This is a genomic window from Providencia sp. SP181 (genome assembly GCF_050446505.1).
In the GTDB taxonomy this organism is placed as follows: domain Bacteria; phylum Pseudomonadota; class Gammaproteobacteria; order Enterobacterales; family Enterobacteriaceae; genus Providencia; species Providencia vermicola.
On sequence record NZ_JBBPXM010000001.1, the window covers coordinates 74,460 to 98,178 of the forward strand.

Annotated in this window: 20 protein-coding genes; 7 read left to right on the plus strand and 13 right to left on the minus strand. The window is 41.3% G+C overall.

Annotated elements, in window-relative coordinates; genetic code table 11:
• Window positions 1–25 precede the first annotated feature (25 nt).
• Complete coding sequence (locus AABS66_RS00310; RefSeq protein WP_272573603.1) at window positions 26–1,246, minus strand: MFS transporter; 1,221 nt, start codon at window positions 1,244–1,246, stop codon at window positions 26–28.
• Between the two features lie 109 nt (window positions 1,247–1,355).
• Here AABS66_RS00310 and AABS66_RS00315 point away from each other — a divergent pair, with 109 nt between their 5' ends.
• On the plus strand, window positions 1,356–1,937 hold the full coding sequence (locus AABS66_RS00315; RefSeq protein ID WP_206086018.1) for a TetR/AcrR family transcriptional regulator: 582 nt from the start codon (window positions 1,356–1,358) through the stop codon (window positions 1,935–1,937).
• On the opposite strand, the gene AABS66_RS00320 is transcribed toward AABS66_RS00315, so the two are convergent.
• Both AABS66_RS00320 and AABS66_RS00325 read right to left on the minus strand, forming a co-directional pair.
• Entirely contained in the window at window positions 1,934–2,695 is a 762-nt protein-coding gene (locus tag AABS66_RS00320; RefSeq protein WP_206086017.1) for a DUF4184 family protein, read from the minus strand. The genes AABS66_RS00315 and AABS66_RS00320 overlap by 4 nt on opposite strands.
• A gap of 120 nt (window positions 2,696–2,815) precedes the next feature.
• A complete protein-coding gene (locus tag AABS66_RS00325) occupies window positions 2,816–3,841 on the minus strand; it encodes a threonine aldolase family protein (RefSeq protein ID WP_206086016.1) in 1,026 nt (341 codons plus the stop codon).
• 501 nt (window positions 3,842–4,342) lie between these two features.
• Here AABS66_RS00325 and AABS66_RS00330 point away from each other — a divergent pair.
• A complete protein-coding gene (locus AABS66_RS00330) occupies window positions 4,343–4,507 on the plus strand; it encodes a hypothetical protein (RefSeq protein WP_272538419.1) in 165 nt (54 codons plus the stop codon).
• On the opposite strand, the gene alkB is transcribed toward AABS66_RS00330, so the two are convergent.
• On the minus strand, window positions 4,476–5,111 hold the full coding sequence (gene alkB, locus AABS66_RS00335) for a DNA oxidative demethylase AlkB (RefSeq protein ID WP_206086014.1): 636 nt from the start codon (window positions 5,109–5,111) through the stop codon (window positions 4,476–4,478). The two genes, AABS66_RS00330 and alkB, sit on opposite strands and share 32 nt — an antisense overlap.
• Window positions 5,112–5,171: 60 nt before the next feature.
• Window positions 5,172–6,029, minus strand: coding sequence for an EamA family transporter (locus tag AABS66_RS00340; protein ID WP_430224425.1), 858 nt, complete (start codon window positions 6,027–6,029; stop codon window positions 5,172–5,174).
• 84 nt (window positions 6,030–6,113) lie between these two features.
• Here AABS66_RS00340 and AABS66_RS00345 point away from each other — a divergent pair, with 84 nt between their 5' ends.
• Complete coding sequence (locus AABS66_RS00345) at window positions 6,114–6,599, plus strand: MarR family winged helix-turn-helix transcriptional regulator (protein WP_272538514.1); 486 nt, start codon at window positions 6,114–6,116, stop codon at window positions 6,597–6,599.
• Between the two features lie 3 nt (window positions 6,600–6,602).
• On the opposite strand, the gene AABS66_RS00350 is transcribed toward AABS66_RS00345, so the two are convergent.
• From AABS66_RS00350 to AABS66_RS00370, 5 genes are all read right to left on the minus strand, one after another.
• Complete coding sequence (locus tag AABS66_RS00350) at window positions 6,603–8,660, minus strand: SWIM zinc finger family protein (RefSeq protein WP_430224426.1); 2,058 nt, start codon at window positions 8,658–8,660, stop codon at window positions 6,603–6,605.
• Window positions 8,657–9,811, minus strand: a complete 1,155-nt coding sequence (locus AABS66_RS00355) for a VWA domain-containing protein (protein WP_272538423.1) — start codon at window positions 9,809–9,811, stop codon at window positions 8,657–8,659. Before AABS66_RS00355 ends, AABS66_RS00350 begins: the two co-directional genes overlap by 4 nt.
• A 2-nt stretch (window positions 9,812–9,813) precedes the next feature.
• A complete protein-coding gene (locus AABS66_RS00360; protein WP_272573678.1) occupies window positions 9,814–12,360 on the minus strand; it encodes a DUF5682 family protein in 2,547 nt (848 codons plus the stop codon).
• 69 nt (window positions 12,361–12,429) lie between these two features.
• Window positions 12,430–13,539 (minus strand): ATP-binding protein, encoded by a 1,110-nt coding sequence (locus AABS66_RS00365; RefSeq protein WP_206086010.1) that lies wholly within the window; start codon window positions 13,537–13,539, stop codon window positions 12,430–12,432.
• Between the two features lie 23 nt (window positions 13,540–13,562).
• Window positions 13,563–17,297, minus strand: a complete 3,735-nt coding sequence (locus tag AABS66_RS00370) for a DUF4132 domain-containing protein (RefSeq protein WP_272516284.1) — start codon at window positions 17,295–17,297, stop codon at window positions 13,563–13,565.
• Window positions 17,298–17,686: 389 nt separating this feature from the next.
• Here AABS66_RS00370 and AABS66_RS00375 point away from each other — a divergent pair, with 389 nt between their 5' ends.
• The 3 genes from AABS66_RS00375 to AABS66_RS00385 all read left to right on the plus strand — a co-directional run bounded on the left by AABS66_RS00375 (window position 17,687) and on the right by AABS66_RS00385 (window position 19,773).
• Window positions 17,687–18,076: a RidA family protein gene (locus AABS66_RS00375; protein WP_206086008.1), complete on the plus strand. Its 390-nt coding sequence runs from the start codon at window positions 17,687–17,689 to the stop codon at window positions 18,074–18,076.
• 26 nt (window positions 18,077–18,102) lie between these two features.
• The gene (locus tag AABS66_RS00380; protein WP_206086007.1) at window positions 18,103–19,071 is read left to right on the plus strand and encodes a threo-3-hydroxy-L-aspartate ammonia-lyase; all 969 of its coding nucleotides are present in this window, start codon (window positions 18,103–18,105) and stop codon (window positions 19,069–19,071) included.
• A 78-nt stretch (window positions 19,072–19,149) separates the two neighbouring features.
• Entirely contained in the window at window positions 19,150–19,773 is a 624-nt protein-coding gene (locus AABS66_RS00385) for a helix-turn-helix transcriptional regulator (RefSeq protein WP_206086006.1), read from the plus strand.
• A gap of 20 nt (window positions 19,774–19,793) precedes the next feature.
• Here AABS66_RS00385 and AABS66_RS00390 read toward each other — a convergent pair whose 3' ends face one another.
• Together AABS66_RS00390 and AABS66_RS00395 are read right to left on the minus strand one after the other, a co-directional pair.
• Window positions 19,794–20,330, minus strand: a complete 537-nt coding sequence (locus AABS66_RS00390) for a metallophosphoesterase family protein (protein ID WP_206086005.1) — start codon at window positions 20,328–20,330, stop codon at window positions 19,794–19,796.
• Window positions 20,331–20,441: 111 nt separating this feature from the next.
• A complete protein-coding gene (locus AABS66_RS00395) occupies window positions 20,442–20,732 on the minus strand; it encodes a LysR substrate-binding domain-containing protein (protein WP_272538426.1) in 291 nt (96 codons plus the stop codon).
• 604 nt (window positions 20,733–21,336) lie between these two features.
• On the opposite strand from AABS66_RS00395, the gene AABS66_RS00400 reads away from it, so the two are divergent.
• Window positions 21,337–22,224 (plus strand): alpha/beta fold hydrolase, encoded by an 888-nt coding sequence (locus tag AABS66_RS00400; protein WP_206086003.1) that lies wholly within the window; start codon window positions 21,337–21,339, stop codon window positions 22,222–22,224.
• A gap of 31 nt (window positions 22,225–22,255) precedes the next feature.
• On the opposite strand, the gene AABS66_RS00405 is transcribed toward AABS66_RS00400, so the two are convergent.
• A complete protein-coding gene (locus AABS66_RS00405; protein WP_306803690.1) occupies window positions 22,256–23,128 on the minus strand; it encodes an ATP-binding protein in 873 nt (290 codons plus the stop codon).
• Between the last annotated feature and the right edge of the window lie 591 nt (window positions 23,129–23,719).

The following is a 23,719-nucleotide window of genomic DNA, read 5'->3' on the forward strand; positions in this document are numbered from 1 at the left end:
TACTTATTTTATTAAACTTTTAGTACTATAGACACTCGGTTTCGCACTTTTTCGTCATTTTTTGTTGCGCATTGAGTTGGACGTAACTTAATGCGGTGGATAACACGACCAAAGTGCCCCCAACAATTGCCACGAGAAACCCCGCGTTCAGCCCATAAGTATCAACCATTTTCCCCGTCATCATGGCTCCAATAGCCACACCAATGTTTAGTCCGGCGAGTAACCAAGTCATCCCCTCCGTTAATCGATTTGGTGGAACGATATTTTCCACTAATGACATCGCAATAATCATTGTTGGTGCAAAGAATAAACCTGAAATAAACACCACAAATGCGAGGGAATAAACGCCGCTCACCCACCACATCGGTACAATAGATAAGAATGTCATTAACCCGCTAATAACCAGTAAACGCGGTAACGATATTTTTAGATTGAGCGCCCCGAAAACGAGCCCCATTGCACAAGAACCAATTGCATAAGCTGACAAGACTACGCTTGCCGCAGCAGGTTGTTGTTGTATCTGCGCGAGTGTGACACTTAAGATGTCCACTGACCCAACAATGATCCCTAATGCAATCATTAATGCGATCAGCAGTTGTAAGCTTATCATCGACAAAATCGGCTTTTGCTTCGGTGATAAGGTTTCATGTACGGTAACATTGGGTTCCGTACTACGTTGTTGTACAAGGAGTATCACACCCAACAATAATAAAACAGCGGCAACTAATAAGCCCGCTTGTGGAAACAAAATAACCGTCAATCCCACAGACAGTGGAGGCCCTGCAATAAATGTCGCATCATCAAAAACAGTTTCAAGGGAATAAGCCGTTTGTAAAATGGGCTGACCTTTATACAATTCCGTCCACCGTGCCCTAATCATGGCAGACATGCTGGGCATAGCACCTGCTAAAAATGCACCAATAAATAACCCAGCATCGGGCAATGCAAACCATGTTGTTGTGACGAGCAACAAAACCCCAGATAAACTAATAAGCGTGACCACAGGTAACACGCGATACTGTCCAAGTTTATCAACTAATCGGGAAATTTGTGGTGATAATAATGCATAAGTAAGTACAAACGTTGCCGAAATTAGCCCTGCTAAAGTATAGCTATCCCTTAATTGTGCCAGCATAGTGATAATCCCAATGCCCATCATCGGTAACGCTAGACGAGCCAGTAACCCTGCAATAACAAAGCGTTGGCTTCCTTCAGCTTGAAAGAGTTCTTGATAGCGACTTAGCATGTAAGCTCCATGTGATAAATTCATTATACATACAACGAGTATGTATAATGATGATATAATCATACATAGTGTATGTAAATAACTATATTCAGTGTTTGTAAGAGGTTTTATGGCAAGAAGAACTCAAGCTCAAATGGAAGAGACCCGCGAGCTTTTATTAACCACGGCACGAGAACATTTTAGCCGTTTGGGGTTTGCCGCAACGTCCATGGATGAAATTGCAGCAAGCGTTGATTTAACGCGAGGTGCCCTTTATCATCATTTTGGCGATAAAAAAGGCTTATTTGCAGCTGTTGTCGAACAAATTGATAACCAAATGAATGGCCGATTACAAAAAATTTCTGCCGATTCCACTGACCTTTGGAATAACTTCCGCCTACGCTGTCATGCCTATTTAGAAATGGCGTTAGAAACTGACTATCAACAGATTATCTTACGAGATGCCAAATCCGTTATTGCTGAAGACATTGCAAAATCAAACCTTAAATGTACTGAGCAAGTCGACCTCTTGTTACAGGAATTAATGAGCAAGCAAATCATTGGCAATGTTAATACTCGCGCCCTTGCCTTTTTAATCAATGGTGGACTTGCCGAATCGGCTTATTGGATTTCTCAAGCCAATAGCCAAGAACGCCTACAGCAAAGCATTCATGCGATTGATAAAATGATTGATGGGTTACGAAAAAACTAATCGCTATCTACCCTGTTTTGTTGATATAAGACATTGAGCCTAAATGCAAAGATCAATACGATGATCAAAAACACAGGAACCGTTAGTGTTAACTCTAAATAAACAAAACGATTGAAATTAAAACCATTTGTCTTCGGCGTTAACCAATAGGCCAAAGGTAGCGTCGATATACATGCAAGGCCACCAAGCACGATTAATCGCTTTAGCTTTTTATTGTTTTCGATTTTAATTTCATGGGGCAGCGTACGATGAAATTGAAAGTATTGATAACACAGGTAGGCTAAGCCGCCCACCGAGCCAACGTGCTGTAATAATTTATAAAAAGCAATTTCTTGGCTGTCAGACATCGCAAATAATTTCATTTGCAAAAATGAAATTTCTCGGACAAATGCCCCAGATTCATGCGTAAAACTGTCCCAAACAATATGGGTTAATGCCCCTATATACAAGGAAATAACAAAAATTACCCCTTGTCGAACAGATGGTGCATTTATAGTGTGAATAATAAAAGGGCTTATTCTATTCAGTGCTGGTGCCATTTTTTGCGTTAAACAATAAACCAATATACATAGCGGTAACCCAGTATAAAACCACCCAATAGAGTCATGCGCCAGTGACGCAGCGTGGTACCACGTCAACGAATAGTATAAATCTGGGCTCAAGCTACCTAAAATAAGCGCAGGCAGACTTAACCAGCGAAAATATTTGGCCTGTTTAATGGGAAAAACCACCGCAGGATGGGAAAACGTCCAAGGCATACTCGCGACCAGAACAATTAAATAGATATCAGGATAGTGCCGTTTTAATTGTGAAAACGATATGCGAGAAATCGGAAAGATTTGCCCACAAATTCATGCGGGCAATATATCTAAGGAAAATTAGATTAACGAATTGAAAGTTTGTTTTAGCTTTTCAATATCTTGTGACGTTGTTGACCAAGAGGTACAAAAACGTAAGCACGTTGTATCTGCCGTTGGTTCACAAACTTTACTGACCACATAATGACTCAATACCTTGTCACTCAGCGAATTAGGTAAAATCACGAAGACTTGGTTTGATTCCACTGGCGCTAAAAAGCCGAATCCTTTTTCTGTAAAGAAATCGGCAAGCTGGTTTGCTGTATCATTAATGTGTTGGCCTAACTGGAAATAAAGGTCATCATTAAATAATGCTTCAAACTGCGCAGCTAATAACCAGCCTTTGGCTTGCAAGCCGCCTTTTTGCTTAATGCTATAGCGAAAATCGGTTTTTATTGCTGGGTTTAAAAGCACTAATATTTCCCCAGTCAGTGCGCCAATTTTTGTTCCACCAATATAGAAAACATCCGTTAGTTGTGCGATATCTTCAATGGTTAAGTCACTCACGGTGGACATCAAACCGGATGCTAAACGTGCGCCATCCATAAATAGCAATAGACCGTGGGCGTCACAGATTTCACGCAAAGCAACCAATTCGGCTTTGCGATACACCGTACCAATTTCAGTAGAGTTACTGATGTAAACTAATTTGGGTTGAACCGAATGTTCATCTGGATGCTCGGCCAGCACCTTTTTAATATGAACAGGCGTAAGCTTACCCGAAGCAGACTCTACCGTAATGACTTTATGCCCTGACGCTTCAATAGCCCCTGTTTCGTGAACATCAATATGGCCACCAACAACGGAAATAACGGCTTGATGTGGACGTAAAATATGAGAAATCGTCGTTAAATTGGTGATCGTCCCACCATTAAAGAAATGGATATCTGCATTCGGCTGGCCAATACGTTGTTTAATTTGATCTGCCACTTTCTTACATAGACCATCTGTACCATAACCTGTAAAACGTTTCCCTGCTAAATCATTCAATGCTTTCATCACTTCAGGATGTGCAATTTCATTATAATCATTTGTAAAGCTGTACATTAATTCACCTACCAATACCCTGTCATATAAATTCTTAGGCAATAGTTATATGGGTAACTAATTTATTATTCAAGGAAATTTTCTCTCACTAAATTGGATGCAATATAATCAAACTGCGGTTTGATTGTGCAAAAGGCAAATAGAAAGTTATTTAAGGTTTGTTTACTTCAAAAGCATTAGATTTGTTTCAACCACTCAATTAATTAATGCATAAAATGAATAATTCTATTCCTGATTTTGTTCAAATACGCTTTGATACTTATTCCACTGATATCAAAGCAAAACTTATCCAACTTCGAACATTAATTGTAGACGTTGCCCAGCAACACCCAAGCATAGTTGTATTAGAAGAAACCGTTAAAATGGTGGCAAGTTAGCTACCTGACAACACACAGCCAATCAGGAACGACAGTACGCATTGATCAATTTAGTAAAAATGAAGTCGCATTATTTGTACATTGCCAGACCACATTAATTGACGAGTGCCGAGGGTTATTTCCAATGCTCAAATTTTCAGGCAACAGAGGAATTATCACTCCAATCAATGAACCAACCCCAGAAAATGATTTACGGATATGCATTGAACTCGCCCTGACGTATAAATTACGTAAACAAACTCAACGTAAAAAACGCGTTATTTTTGCGAACGGCGAAATGTCAGATTAAAGCGGTATGGCCCCAACAATGGGTGTTCACCCGCTTTGATGGTTCGAACACCATGGTAATTTAAACGCGACTTCCCTCCCCAAACCAGCACATCCCCATGTTCCAGTGTCAGCGCTATTTTAGGCGCTTCACGTATGGCTCCGCCAAAATCAAATATGCAGGGCAACCCTAATGAAAACGAAACAATCGGCTGTGAAAAATCCGCTTCATCTTTATCTTGATGAAGCGACATTTTAGCCCCAACTGCATAACGGTTAATCAAGCATGCATCGGGTTCAAAACCCAGAAAACCCGCTCTTTCTGCTGCGTCTTGTGCTAATTGACGAAAGATCCCAGGCATCGGCTGCCAGGGCTTATTAGTGACAGGGTCACTATTAGTATAGCGATACCCTGTTTTGTCAGTCACCCAACCCCACTCACCACAGTTGCTCATCGCGACTGACATGCGATACCCACCTGGGGTTTCCATATTTCTTAATGGGGATAGCGAAAAAATATTATTTAATGATTGTAATAACACCTTACTGTTCCCCAGTAAGAAACCTTTTAGCAAGAAGGCATCAGGGGCTATCTCAATCATGTTTTCGTCATCAGAAAATAACATAAGCGCTTATCTCATTAATTTAACTAGGGTAATTTGCATAATACGCAATTAAATGCCACTTCACCGTACTTTACGTGCTTCTGCACGCTGACTCACCCAAACACTCCCTAAGATCACTATCATGCCAATAAATTGTAAAGTGCTCAGATGCTGATTTAGGTAAAACCATCCTAAGACCACAGCACTAACAGGGCTAAGGAAACCTAAGGATGCGACTGAACTCGGCCCTAATAACGCCAATCCGCGGAACCATAACGCGTATGTTAACGCCCCACCAATTAAGGTTAAATAGCTAAGACCGACAATATTCACGGATGTTAATGCGGGTAATGCAGGCTCAAAAATCAAGGCAAAAGGTAATAAAATCAAACCACCTGCGGTTAATTGCCATGATGTAAAGGTCAATGCACTTACGGAAGGTTGCCAACGTCGACTTAATACAGTGCCAGCGGCCATTGAAAATGCCCCTGCCAACCCAGCCATCACCCCTACCCAATCTAAGGTAGCCGTTGGTGTTAACAGCAAAATCGCCACACCAACAATACCGCTGAGTGAGGCAATGACAGAAACACTTGATAAGCGGTTACTCAATAACCAGTGACTTAAAAATAACACAATTAACGGCTGCACAGCGCCAACGGTTGCAGCAACCCCGCCTGGCAGACGATAAGCCGCAATAAATAATAACCACCAAAACAGTGAGAAATTCAACGCCCCTAAAATGGCGACGCGCAACCACCAAATCCCTGATGGCAACTGGCGCAAAAAGAGTATCAGTAATAATCCTGCGGGTAATGCACGCAAAACAGCCAACGTTAACGGCAAGCCCGAAGGTAGCATTTCGGTTGTAACGAGATAAGTGCTTCCCCACACAATGGGGGCTAACGCTGTCAAACCTAAAACAACATAGCGATTCATAGTATGACTCTCAATATTTATCTTGAGATCAAGATAATTTTTATTTACCTTGACGTCAAGATAAATAACGCCCATTATTTACCTATGGATAGAATCGATAAAATCACTGAACAATGGGAGCGTGAGCGCCCAGACCTTGATATTAGCCCAATGGGGTTAATTGGTCGGTTAGGCAATGTTGCCTATCATCTCACTCGTGAAATGGAAAAAGTCTTCGCTGAATTTGGCCTTAATCGGTCAAGTTTTGATGTGCTTGCAACTTTGCGGCGTTCTGGTGCGCCTTACACCCTGAGCCCAGGGGACATGCTAACTACGCTAATGGTCACGTCAGGAACTATGACAAATCGCATTGATCAACTGGAAAAAGCGGGGTTAGTCTCCCGCCACACTAACCCAGATGATGGCCGTGGCTTTTTAGTGTCACTGACTGAGGAAGGACTGAATCTGATTAATCAAGTCATTGAAGCTCACACGCAAAACCAAGCAAGGCTAGTCGCTAAATTAACGTTGGAAGAGCAACAAGCGCTCAACCAACTATTACGGACATTTCTTGGGACGTTTGAATCTTAAGTACTATTGTGTAAATTGAAACGGTAACGGCATTTGCAAGCGCTCAAATTTATCGCATAGGTACACTAATCGTAATACATTTTCGGGGGGGATCTCCCCTGAAGCAGTTAACAATTTGACCTGGTTGGCTAACCATAACGTGCCCAAATCCTCAAGGACATGTATGACATAACCAATTTCAGCTTGTTGGGATGAAGAAAACTGCTGCCTTCCCGTACAAGCCTGGGTTTCCAGTATTGACAAAATTGGACGAATCAATTGGCTTGCGAGCGTTGTTTCAGGCACAAAAGTATTGCTCGTTTGCTGCTTTTTCTCCATGTATTCCATTATCTTACTAAAAAAACCTGAACGTTGTTTTTTGCGAGGGATTGATTCAAAATCAAGGTAAAACAGTTCAATACCTTGCTCTTTCTTCAACCATAATGTTTTAGGCACTAACTGAATACCTTGTGAAGTATGATTGACCAAAGCACTCACTGCGGCAATAGGCCATTTTTCCTTGGTAATAAAGCGTAACTCTTCGATTTTATGGTTTTCATTCCCTTCCCAATTTAATCGCAAAAACGCCCTATTTTTTTCACTATCAGATATCGCCCACAAAATACATTGTTCAGTCTCATTCCAATATAACTGTTCATAATCAGCGAGATGTAAGATAACGGGTTGATAAACATTTTCGCTGGATAAGTTTGAAAGAAATTCACTAGCCTCTTGCCAGTGGGTAAACCCCAACTCTCTTTGAAGCGTTTGGTAATCATCGTTTGCTAACAGCTTTTGGTTATTTTTTTCAGCAAAACTGTCACCACTGGCCGATAATTTACCTTCGTCCGAAAGCCGCGGATCATGTAATTTAAACGGTGTTCGCATCAAATTATCGGCAGTTTGCTTCCAAATGGATAACGTTTGCCAGAGGCTTGAACGGTTGAACATCGGGTCCAGATTATTTGCACGCCCTTGTGTACATTGAATAATTTTTTTCTCTTGGTTATCCCAAAAACTAAACGTCGCACCAATTGCGCCGTTTTGGGTTTGCCACCAATTCGCATCAATTGGCGTTAAATCAAGTACCGATATTTTGTCAGTGTATTGGCGGCGCTGCAAACCTTTAAGCACTGCAAGCTGTGTTGCATCTGCCGTTGAAAGTTGCTGCAAATAGGCAGCAATTTCGGCGATTAACCGCAAAACTTGCCCTTCATCCATCGTAAAGTGCTTACCTGCTAGCAGTTTCACCTGCTGGCTCAGCCTTTTCAAATAATTGGCTAACCGAGGTAAACCTTCCGCTTTCGCCGACATATTCAACAGATGCAATTGCGTGGCGCTACTTTGGCTAATGTGCGACAAACCTTGGCGCAACAAATCTTGGATAAATTGCCCAATGGTGGCGATAACGATTTTATCATCATCAGTTAATGACAGTGCAGTATCAGGCGCAGGGGCTAAATCATCAGGCCATTGCCAAACTACACCATTTTGCATCAACAGTTTAGCAATCACCGCAAGGTGAACCGCTTTTTTCTGTTTTTCGGGGACCGAGGAGATCATCCCCTGAAAACCACTGCCTTTCAGGTAAATGATTGGCTCATCATATTCGGCTAATATCACTCTTAACTGGTTGCATTGATCATCAAAAATGAGTTCACGCTCCTGCCATTCATCTAACAAACGGATCGCTAAGCGGCAATCGGCTTTAGAGACGAGTTTAATCAATGACGTTGACTCTAATGCGAGTAATTCAGGCAATAATGGTTCTGGCTCACTAAGCATCCCCTTATCTTCAATACCCTGAATATTTTCATCTGGCACATTATTCTGAACCCAAAGAACTGCGGCCAAAATATGCTTACAACAACCTGATGCACTGCAATTACAGGTCGCTTTTTGTACACCTTGTGCATCTAACTTCACCGCTTGCCCATCACTGTCAAACTGCCCAGCAACCAGATCACTAGGATTAACCTTTTGGTTCTCTAAATCTTTGCGCGCTCTGCGTAATAACCCCACGTTTGCAAACACCGCTAACGCATCGTCATCATATTGGTAATAAATGGTTTGCCAACTCATTGCATCACCTCCGCCAGCCACTGAGCAAAGTGCTCAGGGGTTAATGCCGCGACATGCATGCCTCTATCAGCCAATTTTTGGGCAATTTCAGGATCATAAACAGGCAATGCATCGTCATCTAACGCGGCTAAGCCTAAAAGTTTCACTTGCTGACCGTGTAGGCGTTGTGTGCAGTTAAGTAGATGATTTAGTGCCCCGCCTTCCTCAAAGTCGCTTATCAAACTGATAACCGTACGTTTAGGGTTACGGATCAAACTTTCACAGTACTGCATCGCTTTGGCAATATCGGTTCCACCGCCCAATTGTACCGTCATTAAAACCTCAACAGGGTCATGGGCTAAATGGCTTAAATCAACAACTTGCGTATCAAAAACCACGAGTGAAACCCTGACTGTTGGCAATGCGGCTAAAATACTGGCACAGACTGCCGCATACATAATTGAACTGGCCATCGAACCACTTTGGTCAACACACAAAATTACATCCCACGGCAAGTGCTGCTGTTGACGCGAGTTGAAATACGGGGTTTTGATGACTAACCGTTGGTTTTGCCGATCATAATTTTTTAAATTTGCAGCAATAGTCGCACGCCAATCGAAATTACGGCTATTTGGAATTAACGAACGGCGAAAACGGTTCCTCCGCCCAGTTAATGCTTGGCGGAACTGATTACGCATTTGGCTGAGAATATCATCCACGACTTTGCGAATGATATTTTTCACTGCATCACGCGTATCTTCGTTCATTTTTCCCCGTAAACTCATTAGCGTTTTTGCTAATGCCTTCGTGGGTTCCATGGCATTCAATGCGTCAGGGTTTTTAAGTAAGCTACTGATTTCATAACGCTCAAGCGCCTGTGATTGCATGCGCTCAAACGTACTATTTGGGAATAACTTCCGCGCTTGGTTTAACCAATTCACTGCGGTAAGTTGCGATGCATCTAAAGAACCGTGACGACCACCTTCTTGTCGCAGTCCACGCCGTTGATATTCACGGCGATATAAAAAATCCAATGAGCGCTCGATTTTTAACTCTTCCGCACTGAATGCCGCTTGCCCCAGCGCGTTATCCGCATATTGGCCTAATACTAAACGCCAGCGTTTAGCAAGTTGCAGTTGTTCTGGCGTCAATGGCATCTCTTTTTTGCTCATCGTTATTTCGCCTCCGACGTGTGAGTGAACCAACGTTGTAGACCAAGCTCAACAAGCTGATTTTGTAGTCGTTGTTCTAATTGCAACGCTTGCAGCATTTGTTTCTCATTAAATTCTGTTTGGTGCAGCGTCAAATCTTGTGCTTCGATTGATAAGTTTTGCGCGATATGCTGTGCCATTTGTGCATTTTGTTTTGGCGTCAGTTGGCTAAATGCAAAGCGCAAATCTGGCAGCACCTGAATAAATCGACTTTCATCCCATTTACTGAGTAAATCATTCAAAGAGTCGATTAAGAGTGGAATACGTAAAATTAATTCAGGGGCAGCGCGCATTACGCCAATAAAATAGCCAATAGCGATTTCTGGGTCACTTCCTGCACTAAACGCACTTTGGATCTCGTTAACTAATGTCTCTTCATCGGTTTTTGCACCCAAATAACGCAGAGCATCCACGGCCCCTTTTAATAAAGGGACATGGTTTAATTGGTCTTTACAGCGAGCCAACTGGTGATAAAAATCGTGATAATAATCGTGATTTTTATTAATTTCAGGCATAAATGTCACCAGTTCGCGGCATGAAAGTAGCGCATTAAAATACATTTCTTGCTGCTGCTCATCCCCTTGAGTAATTTGCTCAAAGCAATAAAAAACTTGCTGCAATAAAGCATCCAAACGAGCTTCAATCGTAAAATTCTCTTCGATATCAAAGAACTGTCTTCCTCGCCATAAATGTACTAACTTATGGCCACAAGCTACTAATGATTCGAATTTTGTATCTTGCTGAATATAACTATCTAACAATGAAAATAGTGTAGGAATGCGTTGATGTAAGCCAATGATCGCCGCTTGCATTAATAATGTCACAGCACTCTGGCTTGAACGACTGACCCCTTGTTGCTCAAGGTTTTTTTCCATTTCAAATAAACGATTCAATGCGATCGTTTTAAGCTGAGTCCCTTTTTCTGATAATGCAATTAACTCGCCTTCCACATTTGGCGTCCAGGCATATTGCCACTCTTCAAATAACACATCCATTTGGTTTCCTGACATAAAATTTGGGCCAGAAAGGTGTTTTGCAAAATGAATATCTAAAAAAGCCAATAAATGTAAAAAGCGACTACGTAGGCGATGTTGTTTATTACGATACACATCTAACCGACTGATTTTGCTTAATGTGTCATCAAGCTTAAAGCGAAACCCCTTTGCCATCTCATAGGTTTGTGCCACCAACGGCGGCGTTGTTGTGCCTTTGGGGATTTGGCCTAGGCGAAAACCTGAAAAGCAGGTTTTAATTTCATGCCAAAGTTCATCTTGGCTCTCATCAAGGCTGCCTTTAATAAATGCACTTTGTAGTCCATCCAATAAATCATAGCGCCCTGTCCCTGCATGCCCACGAAAGGCCGCTAAGCGAATGCTTTGTTCCGCGGCCAGTTTTACCGATAAAAAACCAGGAGCCGCATCAAATTGCTTTTCGCGCAAAATAGTCGCCACCTTTGCCAGATACGCGATCCCCAATTTATTCCGATACACCTGAGTTGGTCGAACTCGGCCATTTTCACGGTCTTGGCGCTGTTGCAATAGTGTTTCCCATACTTTTTGGTAAAACGCGGGGGATGGCATACCTGATGCATAACCGTTTAGTGCATCAAGCTTATCGTCACTATAACGTATTAACCATGCACTCTCGTTTTCAGCGGTTTTTTGTTGTTTTACAAACTGCTTTTGAGCTATCGCCGTGAGTGCAAATTGTTGAGTTGCCCGTTCAGCTAAACCTTCAATTAACGCGAGGGTATGAAATCCGCCAGTCACGATAACAATTTTGGCGTTTGGCTGCTTCGTTTTAATGCTTTGAATATGAGCTTGCATATGGGATTCACGCTGTGTAGAGCCTTCAGATTCAAGGACTTCAGGCTCATAATCTAAACGAGCTAACCCACACCAGATGAAACTGTCTTTAAAAAATGCAGACCAATCAGTGAGCTGCTCAAAAGTACGTAATTCAAATAGTTGTTCCCAAAGCTCATCATGGTCACGGCAACCACTTTTTTTTGCTAGCTGTGCAATAAATAAGCTATGTGCTAAATAACGCTCTTTTTGCAGGCTTTGACTTTGCCCTTCATCAGTTTCATCAATATTCACCTGCGCAGCCCAAGGTAAATCAATAAACTGTAATTGTGCTTTATATCGTGAGCCTTGCTTAAGTGCTTGCCATTCCGGGGAATATTCGCAAAATGGGAAATAAGCCGACCGAGTGACAGCGTCACTTCCATCCTTTAATGCGCCTGCTTTAATTTCCGTTTGCACCATAATAGCGACGGGCGGTTGTGTGTCTTGATGCAGCAACCCTGAAATCAACCCATTAAAACTATCAGGTCCTTCAATCAGTACATAATCAGGGTTAATCTGCTCAATCAATGAGGCCGTGCTGTAGGCACAAGCTGGACTGTGATGGCGAACGGGAGCAAAATAAATCTTTTCTGATTCAAGCTGTTGCCAGCTCATCAATGCTTGTTCGAGTCGTTCGGGTAAAGGTATGGAAGGCAAACTCACCGTAATATTCCCTGATTGATAAATATGGGCGAAGCCAAAGACCTCGCCATGCATTACACGTTAACAATCCTATTGCCAAAACTGACGGGAAGCTTCAAAGAATGCTTTCCATTCGGGGCTCTGTTTGGCTCTTTCTCGTGCGACATTATCAATGTAATAACGCATCCGCTTGATATCATCTGCATTATCTTTGAGTACAACCCCAATTAGCTGACGAGCGACTGCACCAGCACTTAACGTTCCGTCTCCCAAATAATGGGCTTCTAACGCACACGCATAAGCGATATTCACCGCTTCTGCTGTCGACATCACCGCATCTGGGGTTTTGATATTGCCGCCATCCTTGGTATTGCCTGAACGTAGCTCTTGGAAAGTGGTGACTAATAATTCAATCACATTCGCAGGCACAGTCACCAAGCCATTTAGCTCGCCTAGTTCGCTGGTAAGCTGTTTATTAATTAGCTCAATTTCAAACGCAGGGTCTTGAATCGGCCTCACCGTTTCGAAGTTAAAGCGACGTTTTAATGCCGATGACATTTCATGCACGCCACGGTCACGTAAGTTGGCTGTACCAATTAAATTAAAGCCTTGCTTAGCACTGATCCTCGCATTGTCTTTCATTTCGGGGATCATCATCTGTTTTTCAGACATTAAGCTGACCAATACATCTTGTATTTCTGGTGGGCAGCGGGTGATCTCTTCAAAACGCACAATTTTTCCTTCCAGCATGCCTTGATAAAGTGGCGAGCTAACCAACGCTTTTTCCGTAGGCCCTTCTGCCAATAGCAACGCATAGTTCCATGAGTATTTAATGTGATCTTCGGTTGTTCCAGCTGTTCCCTGAATAGTTAAGCCCGAATCACCGCTGATTGCTGCAGCTAATAATTCGGATAACATGGATTTTGCTGTTCCTGGTTCTCCGACTAACATCAGACCCTGTTTACCTAACAAGGTCACTATTGCGCGGTCAACTAAAGCATCATCCCCAAAAAACTTCGGCGTAATACCCAGAGCTTCATCACCTAAAATAAACTGCCTAACCGCGCGTGGTGAACGTAGCCAACCTTGTGGTTTTGGGTTATGGCTATCGGCTTGTGTGAGTTTTTCCAGTTCATCAGCAAAACGAATTTCTGCGCTTTCACGCAGAACATGCCCTTTTATTGTTTCTTTGTTACTCATCGAGTTATCCTATTAAACCCTAATTACCAAGGTGTTTTCTTTTCCCACTCAGGGTCAAATCCTGCACAGGCGTCAGCCACTTTTAAGTAATCCGCATAGCTTTCAGCTAATAAAATTGGCGGGATATCTTTTAACTCTATGTAACTGCGATTCCATGAGCTTTGTTGCCCACTTTCAAAGCTTAAGGAGTACAAGACCGCAGGAATATTTTCTTCTGGTACATAGCTTCCACTAAACTCAATGTAGACATAGAAACCTAGGCTAGCATAGTGTTTCGAGTAATGCATAAAGCTACCGCCATCCTCCGCTTGGCCACGCTGATACCCCATTTTGGTAAGCACACCACGTAACGTATAGGTATCTGTCAGCCAACCTTTGCGATCTTCGATTTCAGTGAGTGCGAGGTCTAATTCAGGGATTTTGTGTTCCATTTGCGAGAACAAAAATTTCACTTTGTAATCTTTAAAATGGACCAACCAACCTTTTCTTTCATCTTCCGAAATCAACGCAGCATGAGCCAGTTTAATTGATGACCCTGCGCTTAACTCGATTTCATCATCCTCAAGGTTAAGCAGACTACCATCATCTGAAGGACGGAATACATTGATAACCTTATCGTTATCTATTTCCATCCAGACAAGCCTTTCAATCAAACCGCGCATAATCGGATGAGCTTGGATATATTCTTGCCAGTCTTGTGTGGTCCACAAACGTTCCGCACACATTGCTTCGTATAAGCGTGCAGTTTGTAGATCAATAACTTGCTTAAGTTCCTTTTTACTGGAACTCAGTAATTTTTTCGATTCTTTAATCAGCTCTTCATTATCCGTTTTACGGGCGGCTGGTAATGCTTTGATCTCTTTGCCTTCAGGGTTAAACAACACCAATTTTTGTTGGGGATCTAGTTTTGCAGTAAAAGTACGCTCGCCATACTCAAGGGCAAGTACCCCTGTTTCATCCATTCCTGCTGTTGGAATAGTCCGGTCGGCAAGTTCATCTGCACTCCAGCCATTACGCTCCGCTATTTGAGCCACTAAACCACGTGCTTTTTCTTGTACAGAAGCGGTACGATAACGGCGTGAAAGTGAGAGTAATAATTGAATAATGAGCGGGTCATTGCTGGTTGCTACCGCATCAATCATGGCTTCAATTTGTGCGCGACGCTGATAATGATCACGCATATAATTACGTAACGCGGTGACTGCAATGTGCCCTTCAATACCACAAATGAGCGCTAGCATGCCTTTATCGGTAATCGCTGACCCTAAATAACGGCGAAGCACTTCATTCTTAATGTCATTAATACACTGCTCAAGGGTGTAATTTTCATACTGACTGTAATACTCTGGCCAACGTTTTACCCAATCTTGGTAGTTGGTTAAACGCTGTGGTGCATCTCGTTCTGCTTCTGCCATTGCCATTTCTAGCGATGGGCCTGCGGTATCTTGAGCAATAAAGCTATTGAGCATAAAGCTTCCAAGCTTACGCTGGCTATCCACTGATAACAAACTGATATAACGCTGTAATAAACCATTACCTGCTGGCATTTTTAATTTCACAGCTAAAATAACCCACCAGCGAATAATTTCCCCATCGACAGGTTTATTATTTTGCCAAGTCAGTGCAGGTAAAGAGTCTAAATTAAACCAAGACATGCTTGCTGGCGCTTTACCCTTAAGCCCTTTTTGTGCTTCAGCTAATAGGACTTTTGGTGATAAATAACTGGAAATGTCTTCCCCAAATTGTTCCAACGCCGTTAATAGTGCAGCACGCACAATTTCACGTTTTTCTTTTTTCAATAATGCATATAGAGGTTTTAAAGAATCAGGGTGTTTAAGGCGCGCTAGCCACTCAATGGCAGTCACACGAATTTCTTGTTTACCTGAGTCTAAACCTTCTGCTGCATTAACATGAATATTCGGCAATGTTTCGAGTAATTTTTGCGCACTTAAACGATGCGTTTTATTCTCTCCTAACGCGAGTTCCATAATACGTGGAATAAAGCGAGCAGGAATAGTTGGTAACATCGCTAATACTTCTATACCACTTGAAGCATCATATTCTTGGTAGTAGCGTTGTTTTGCTTGCTGCGGAATTAACCCTAATGCTTCGGCGATAAAATCAGGGTATTGCGTAAAGAACGGCCAAACTTGCTGCGGTTGATTAAACAGTTTTAAGCCATCATTGTATGAACGCAAACAGAAATCTGCAATTAGACGGTGAGCCTGTTGATAATGGCAATGAGTTAATACCTGTTCTAATTGACGTAATTCAATTTGGCCAATAATACGTGGTGGAACTTCACGGGTCAGGTAATAATGAGAAAAATGATCCATTCCCGTGCGGTTATGACTAATCAGACGTAATGCATGAAATAACGTAAACTCTGGGAGATTATTAATACGCTCTTTGAATTTCACCACATTGTATTCATGGTCAGTAATCACCTCTTTGCCTGAGTTCAACTTATCAATAATTTTTGCGCAGGTTTTCGCATCCAGTTTTTGGAATTCTTTATAATGACGCTGTGCCCAGTTGTACGTGTGCTTTTGCTTTTTATTCTCTTCAATTTCATTCTCTGCATTTTCTTTGGCTTTTTGCAGCATCTCATTGAAGTTATTGATTAAGATATCTTTTGCACTCTCTGGTAGTGGGGTATCTTCAAGTTCAACAAGCGCTGGCAGCGCAGTTTCCTCAATTTCACTGGCGCTATCCATCACCGAAAAACGTGAAATGGCACTTTCAATACTTTTCAATACCGTTTTGTTGGTTTCCGTTTGCAATGCAGCTTCGAGAACTTCTCTATCCTTACCAATTCGGGCAAATAAATCCGCGGCTTGCGTACGCTGCTTTGGTGTTCCTTCTGTTAGCACTTTGGTCAAATATAGTTTGACTGATTCATCAGGTAGAATAGACAGTGTAGGCTCTGCGGCACTGCGTACGGTTTTTAATGAACTGGTTGCAAATGTCACTAAACAATCTGCAAACACCGAATATAGTGCTTTATCTTTTTTCAGGACATTGATTAGCTGCACTTGCCCTGCGGCAGACAAATTACCAATCAATGTCTGCTTAATAAAACCTTGCTGTGCAATTAAATATTCTTTAAAGCCTGGGAGAACAAATAACCGGTTTAAGTTCTCATAGTGGTAATCCGACAAATGTTGTCTATCGAAGATAATATACAACACTGAGTTAGCGGGCTTATCTGTTTCTTTGCTAATCATCTCAGACAACAATTCCACATTCCAATGCTTACGGTGATCTAATTTTTCATCACGAGAATTGTCGAAGGTTTTGGAAAATGCATCGCCGACTAAATAACTTACCCATGACGGTAATTCGGATGTCAGCACTTTAATATTAATATCTTGGCAGGCAGCGGCTAATACTTTGGCAAATCGCGCAACTTGCTCTGCACTCACACCATCGCCGACTTTGGAATACAGTTTATGGCGGGCATTACTCCCTTGACGGATCACTTTATTATATTGGCCCGTATTAAAATTATTACCTCCCCACCACCAATCCACAGTGCCTGGTTTGTCTAATAAAATAACGGCTTTTTCGGTATCCAGTTGGCTTAATTTTACCAAGACTTCTGGCGATGTTCCTTCCAGTACATATTCAACCACCATTTTGGGCAAAGAATCATCCAAGACGGATAACGGTAAAACCGCTTCTTGAACATATTGTTCAGCCACTTTACTGCTTTTTTTCCCAAAAATAGAAAGTATATCAAACGTAAACTTCGCCATGTCGTATCCCTAAAAGTTTTTATATAACAACTTCTTACCATTTTATTTTTCTCGTCACAATTTGATTATTCTTAATCACTTTTATTTAAGATAACTCCCTTTCATTGTGAACGATTTTTAATTTTACTCATTCTAATCTTTGCAATTTCTTTCACTAAAAAATTCGCTTTTATTGAATAAATGAGTGGCGAATTACCAAGCAAGAATATTCATGATCAACACCACAGCTAACAATCCGCAAAAACCTTAACTGCAAACTGTTCTGCATTTTTTCTCATATTAGCATCAAGCATTGATGTTTTTTTCTTCAAAAACAGATTGACTGTACATATAATACAATATTAGACTAAAAGTCTAATATATGCTTTTTTGTCAAGTTCGAGGTTGCTATGAGCCAGTCAATTCAATATATCAATGCCCCTACTCTGCTCCCGCCACGAGGCCACTATTCCCATTGTGTGGGCGCTAATGGGTTTATGTTTATTTCGGGTCAATTACCCGTCGATGTTTCAGGGCAAGCAATCACTGATACCCCCTTTAACGTTCAGGCTAAATTAGTATTAAAAAATCTTGACGCTTGCTTGTCAGCCGCCAATATAACAAAAGCAAATTTAGTCCAAGTGCGTGTTTATATAGCTGATATGAATGATTGGCAGGAATTTAATCAAATTTATGCAGCGTGGATAGGTGACTTTCGCCCTGCTCGCGCTGTTGCAGGTGTTTCTGAACTTCACTTTAACGCAGCGCTCGAAATTGAAGCAACTGCGGTTTTAGGCTAATTCAAAAAATTTCAACGAGGCATAAAATGACGGGTTTAACTTTACCAACTTATCGAGATGTTGAAGCAGCAGCTAAGCGCATCGCGGGGTTTGCACACAAAACCCCTGTACTCACCTCAACAACCGCCAATAAAGAATTTGGTGGTGAGCTATTTTTTAAATGCGAAAATTTCCAACGGATGGGGGCATTTAAATTTCGTGGCGCATTCAATGCACTTGCCCAATTTACACCAGAGCAGAAAAAAGCGGGGGTAATTGCCTTTTCATCCGGTAACCACGCACAAGGTATCGCCCTTGCAGCCCAATTACTGAATATACCAGCAACAATTCTCATGCCAAACGACGCACCTGCTGTTAAAGTTGCGGCAACCCAAGGTTATGGCGCCAATGTTGTGCATTTCGATAGGTACACGCAAGACCGCGAAGCATTATGCAAGCAACTCGCAGAACAACAGGGTTTAACCATCATTCCACCTTATGACCACCCCCATATTATTGCAGGACAAGGCACATCCGCTATGGAACTGTTCCAAGAGGTGGGTGAATTGGAAGCCTTATTTGTTTGCTTAGGTGGTGGCGGCTTGCTATCTGGCTGTGCACTTGCTGCTCGCCAATTATCCCCTAACTGTCAAGTTTATGGTGTCGAGCCGTTAGCGGGTAACGATGCACAGCAATCTTTCCGCCAAGGTAAAATTGTCCATATCGATACACCAAAAACCATCGCTGATGGCGCGCAGACCCAACATTTGGGGCAGTATACATTTGAAATTATTAAAAATAATGTCGATGATATTTTTACTGTTACCGATGAGCAACTTATTGACAGAATGAAATTTTATGCAGAGCGCCTGAAAGTGGTTGTTGAACCAACGGGTTGTCTATCCTATGCTGCTGCATTAGCGCAGAAAGACCAATTCCAAGGTAAACGAGTCGGTATTATTGTCAGTGGTGGTAATGTCGATATCAATCGCTTTGCTGAATTAGTTTCACAGTAACTCTCCACCCTTTATCTATTAGCGAGATAAAAAATGGGTTAAAATTAATAAATTAACGCTTTTAGATAAGGGGGTTTTATGTCTAGCACCAAGGAAAATACATTATTGGCGCAAATCGAAACAATCGCCAAAGGGCTGAGCGAAACTTTTGCACCATTTTGTGAGGTTGTCGTTCATGACCTAAAAAACCCCGAACATTCAATTTTATCGATTCATAATAATTTGTCTGGTCGTCAAGTAGGCGAGCCTACCACAGAACTCGGCTTAGCACGCATTGAATCTGCTGATTTTCCTAATATTGTCGCCAATTATACCAATCAATTTTCCGATGGACGCCCCGTTAAAAGCACATCTATTGGTATCAAAAATGAGAATGGTGAATATGTTGCTGCTTTGTGCCTAAATTTAGATATGACGTTATTTCGGGGGATGCAAAGTGTATTGTCGCAATTTATTGAAGTTGGAAATAGCCCAATCAAAGAACATATTGAGCCCAATGGATCAGAAGCTATTCGTCATCGAATCGATCAATATGCCGCGACACTTGCCGCAACACCGCGGACATTAAAAGCGGAAGAACGAAAAAACCTCATAGAAATTTTACGTAGCGAAGGCTTGCTTGACGTCAAAAAATCCATGGAAACAGTTGCACAGCATCTTGGTGTTTCACGTGCTTCTGTTTATTTGTATGCTAAAAAATAGACTTGTTTATTATTAAATAATTAACCATTTGCACGTTTTAGAATAGTTTTAATACTAATAGGGAAAAAATTATTTACATCAACGCCAACATTCATCGCTCGAGGCCCTAAAATATCTAAGCGTTTACGTTGTTCTGGGTCTTTTCCTGAATTATGCACATGGCCATATAAATGGATTGCATCACGAAAAAAACCTTGCCATTCTAAGATAGGATAGTGAAATAAAACAAATTTTTGTTTTTGATAATCCAACTCGTAATAACTCTTCACCCATTCAAAGAGTGATGAATCAAACTCTGGATCATCTAAAAACTTGTCATGGTTACCACGAATAAGGTATTTTTTGCCCGATAACCTGCGCAAAATTTTATTCGCATCCGCCCCATTACCTTTGTATAAAAAATCCCCCAAGATGTAGATTTCATCATGGTCTGTTACATAAGCATTCCAGTTATGAATCAACGTATCATTCATGTGGCTAGTGCTTTTGAAAGGACGATCACACAGGTTGATAATATTAGAGTGGCAAAAATGGGTATCTGAAATAAAATAAATCATATAAAACCTAAAAATCTATAGTTAAAAATTATCTTTAAGCAACGAATTGCTTGGTAGCTATCATATCCCAATGATTTTTAATTGCTTTACAGAATAGGCTGAAAAATCACCTTATCGTTTATCCTTTTCCTCCCAAATTGCACGTCCTTGCCAATACTCGTCAAAAAACTGTAAAAACTGACGCACTTTCGGTGGCAAATAGCGTTTTGTTGGATATAACGCACAAATCGGTGCCTCTGGCTTCGAAAACTCGGTTAAAATAGGACGTAAATTTCCTTGCGCAATTTGCTCACCCACCAAGAAAGCACCCAATTGGCAAATGCCATGCCCCTGTAATGCCGCATTTAAAATCGCTTCCGTATCATTCAACACAAGCCGCCCTTTCGGCATATAACTTTGCACCGCTGAACCCAATTTAAATTTAGACAACCATCAAATCAGTTTTGCTTTGCTTCTTTATGGTATTACAGGAATTTTAGGCAATTTTATCTTCGGGATGGCCTCTAGCCGAAATATAAAGCTATCTATTTTTGGGATAATTAGTTTAATAATTATCAGCCTAATTTTATTTGTATATTTGCCATTAAACGTTTTTTGGGGCTATTTTATCATCGCACTTTGGGGAGTGGCATACGGTAGAGTCTCTGTATCCTTAATGAATTGGATGATCGGATATAGCATTTCGCGAATTGAGATTACGAGCGCCTTGTATATCGCATTCTTCAATGGAGGAATTGCTTTTGGGTCAGCATTAGGCAGCCTTATTGTTTCCACCTACTCATTAAATACAAACATACTTACTGCATTGTTTTTACTTCTTTTTTCACTTATCGTGCTAATATTTAGCCGATTTATATCTGTTAGATAATAAACTGTGTTATTTTCTGCAAAATTACAGCAATGCTGCTACATTCGCTTTCTTAGCAACCTTTACCCATTTTTGGGGCTCGTATTTGCTACACTATGGCGGCATAAATAGCACAACATTCAATTCAGTGGAAAAAAAATGACAACCAAACAGCCTATTTCACTTTTTCATGATGCATTTGGCGCTCCTGAGAACCCTGCCGTTGTACTTGTGCCAGGTCTAGGCGGCCACAACATTAGTTGGACAACAGATTTTTGCCAACAAATCGCTAGCGCAGGTTTTTATATTATCCGAATTGATAACCGTGATGCGGGTTTATCTCCTCATATGGATAATTTCCCTCCAATCAACCTAGGGGAATTGATTCAAAAAATGCAAACAGGACAACCATTCGATATCGCATATACGTTATTCGATATGGTGGACGATATTGTGCATTTATTAGATAGCTTATCAATTGATAAAACGCATATAATTGGTCGTTCAATGGGCGGAATGATCGCTCAATTATTTGCGGCGAAATACCCTGAACGCACAATCACTTTGTCCCCGATTATGTCTTCAACAGGGAACCCCAACTTACCGCAAAGTGCCCCTGATGTGATGCAAATGTTGATGAGTTCAGGCGCAAACCCCAAAGAAGATTTTGAGGCTTATCTGGCTGGGCAACTTGCCTTTTATCGCCGTATTAGCTCAAGTTGTTGCCCATTTGATGAGGAATATTACCGCGATTATGTGCAACAAGCCCTTGCTCGAAACTATTCACCTGAAGGTACTAAACGCCAAATTGTTGCTGTCGCGGTGACTGGTGATATGCGTCCACATCTGAGCCACATTAATGTTCCTACGTTAGTTATTCACGGCTCAATTGACCCGTTATTCCCCGTTGAAGCGGGTCAAGATATCGCAGATAACATTTCGAACGCAAAAATCGCCATTATTGAAGGTATGGGCCATGAGACACCCCCAGCCATTAACCCACAGATTGCAAAACTAGTAGTTGAGCATTTAGGTTCAGCAAATTAACTAAAAAAGGTGCTCTTTGATAGCACCTTTTCTATAACCACCCCTGCTTTTTATGCTGCGAGCATATTGGGCAAGTTTGCACATCCTCTTCCCACGAAAAAAAGGGTAAATGGCAAGTATGACATTTGGCATCATAGTAATGAAATACGGTAGGCTCGCTATGCTTAGCTGTGTGCTCATAAACTTGAATCGATTTTGGAAAGCATACCACTTGGCAACTCATACAGCCTGTGCAACGCTTTTCATCTAAAATGAATTGGTTATCGCCAATTTGTATCGCGTTTTCATCACATACTTTCGCGCACGCCCCACATAAAATACAGCTTTCGTTTTCAAGTTCTATCTTGAACCAGCTATCTTCTGGATAAAATTGTTTCCGTGCATTAAGCCCTGTTTTCACCTGCCCTTTACTCAGGGGTTTCTGGTCTAACTTTTGACGAAAGAGCATCATACGGCGCCCACTATCTACTGCAAGAGGTTGCTCAATACGTAGCTGCCAAATAGGCTCTTGTAATGTTTTTAACTTAAGATTGAGAGCCGCTATCGTTGGTAACCATTTATCAACCAAGGGTTCCGCTATTTGAATACCCCGAATTTGAAATTGTTTATGCCAAACAATCAGTTCTTCCGTCATTGCGACAGGCTCATCATAGTTAACTACTAAATAATCCTGTTGATATGTACGTTCGTGAGGCGAAATATTTTCAATGGCATCAACAGGGCAGGAGAAAAGACAGTTACCACACTGGAAACAAAGATCATTATCAATTTTCGCATCCATGTGACTAAACGAGATAGCATTCACTGGACAGCTGGTAGAACAGTTATCACAAATGCTATTTTTGAGGCGTTTTCTCACGCAATTGCTATTAATTATGGGTTCAGGAGGAAGCTCTAGATTCATAAAACGTTTTATCACTTGGCCCCCCTTACATGGCAAAAAATTATCTTAAAAAATGCATACATTAAATTCATAGGAAAATGTTAGCATTAAACAGACAGTAAGTTTACTGCAACTTACTGTCTCCAAAGATGATTCAAGCCAAAAAACTTGCTGAAATACCCAAAATACTGATTAATTTAAAATATTATGGTCTAAATCAGATGATTTTTGACTAGTTTTACGGGTTCCCACGTCGCTAAAGTATTATTTAAATCACCACTCGTGGTACTGAGTGTCTCATCTTGCATACGGATAGAAGCAAGTGTGCTCACTAAATACTCTAATTTTTGCAATACGTTATCTGACCAACTATCATTGTCCCATTGTTGATGAACAATTTTGGGCGCTTGTGTATTCAGGCATTGAAATATTTTTATTGTTCGCCCTTTTTCTGACTCGTAGTGATAACGTGTTGTGTTGCTGATATGATCTGGTGCTTCTCTAATAACATATGCTTAAAATTCACGAGATAAATCGTATTTTCCCCACCCAAACTATAAATCGAATTCCAACCTAGTAAGTCACCGTTGATAATAAATACATTCTCTCTCT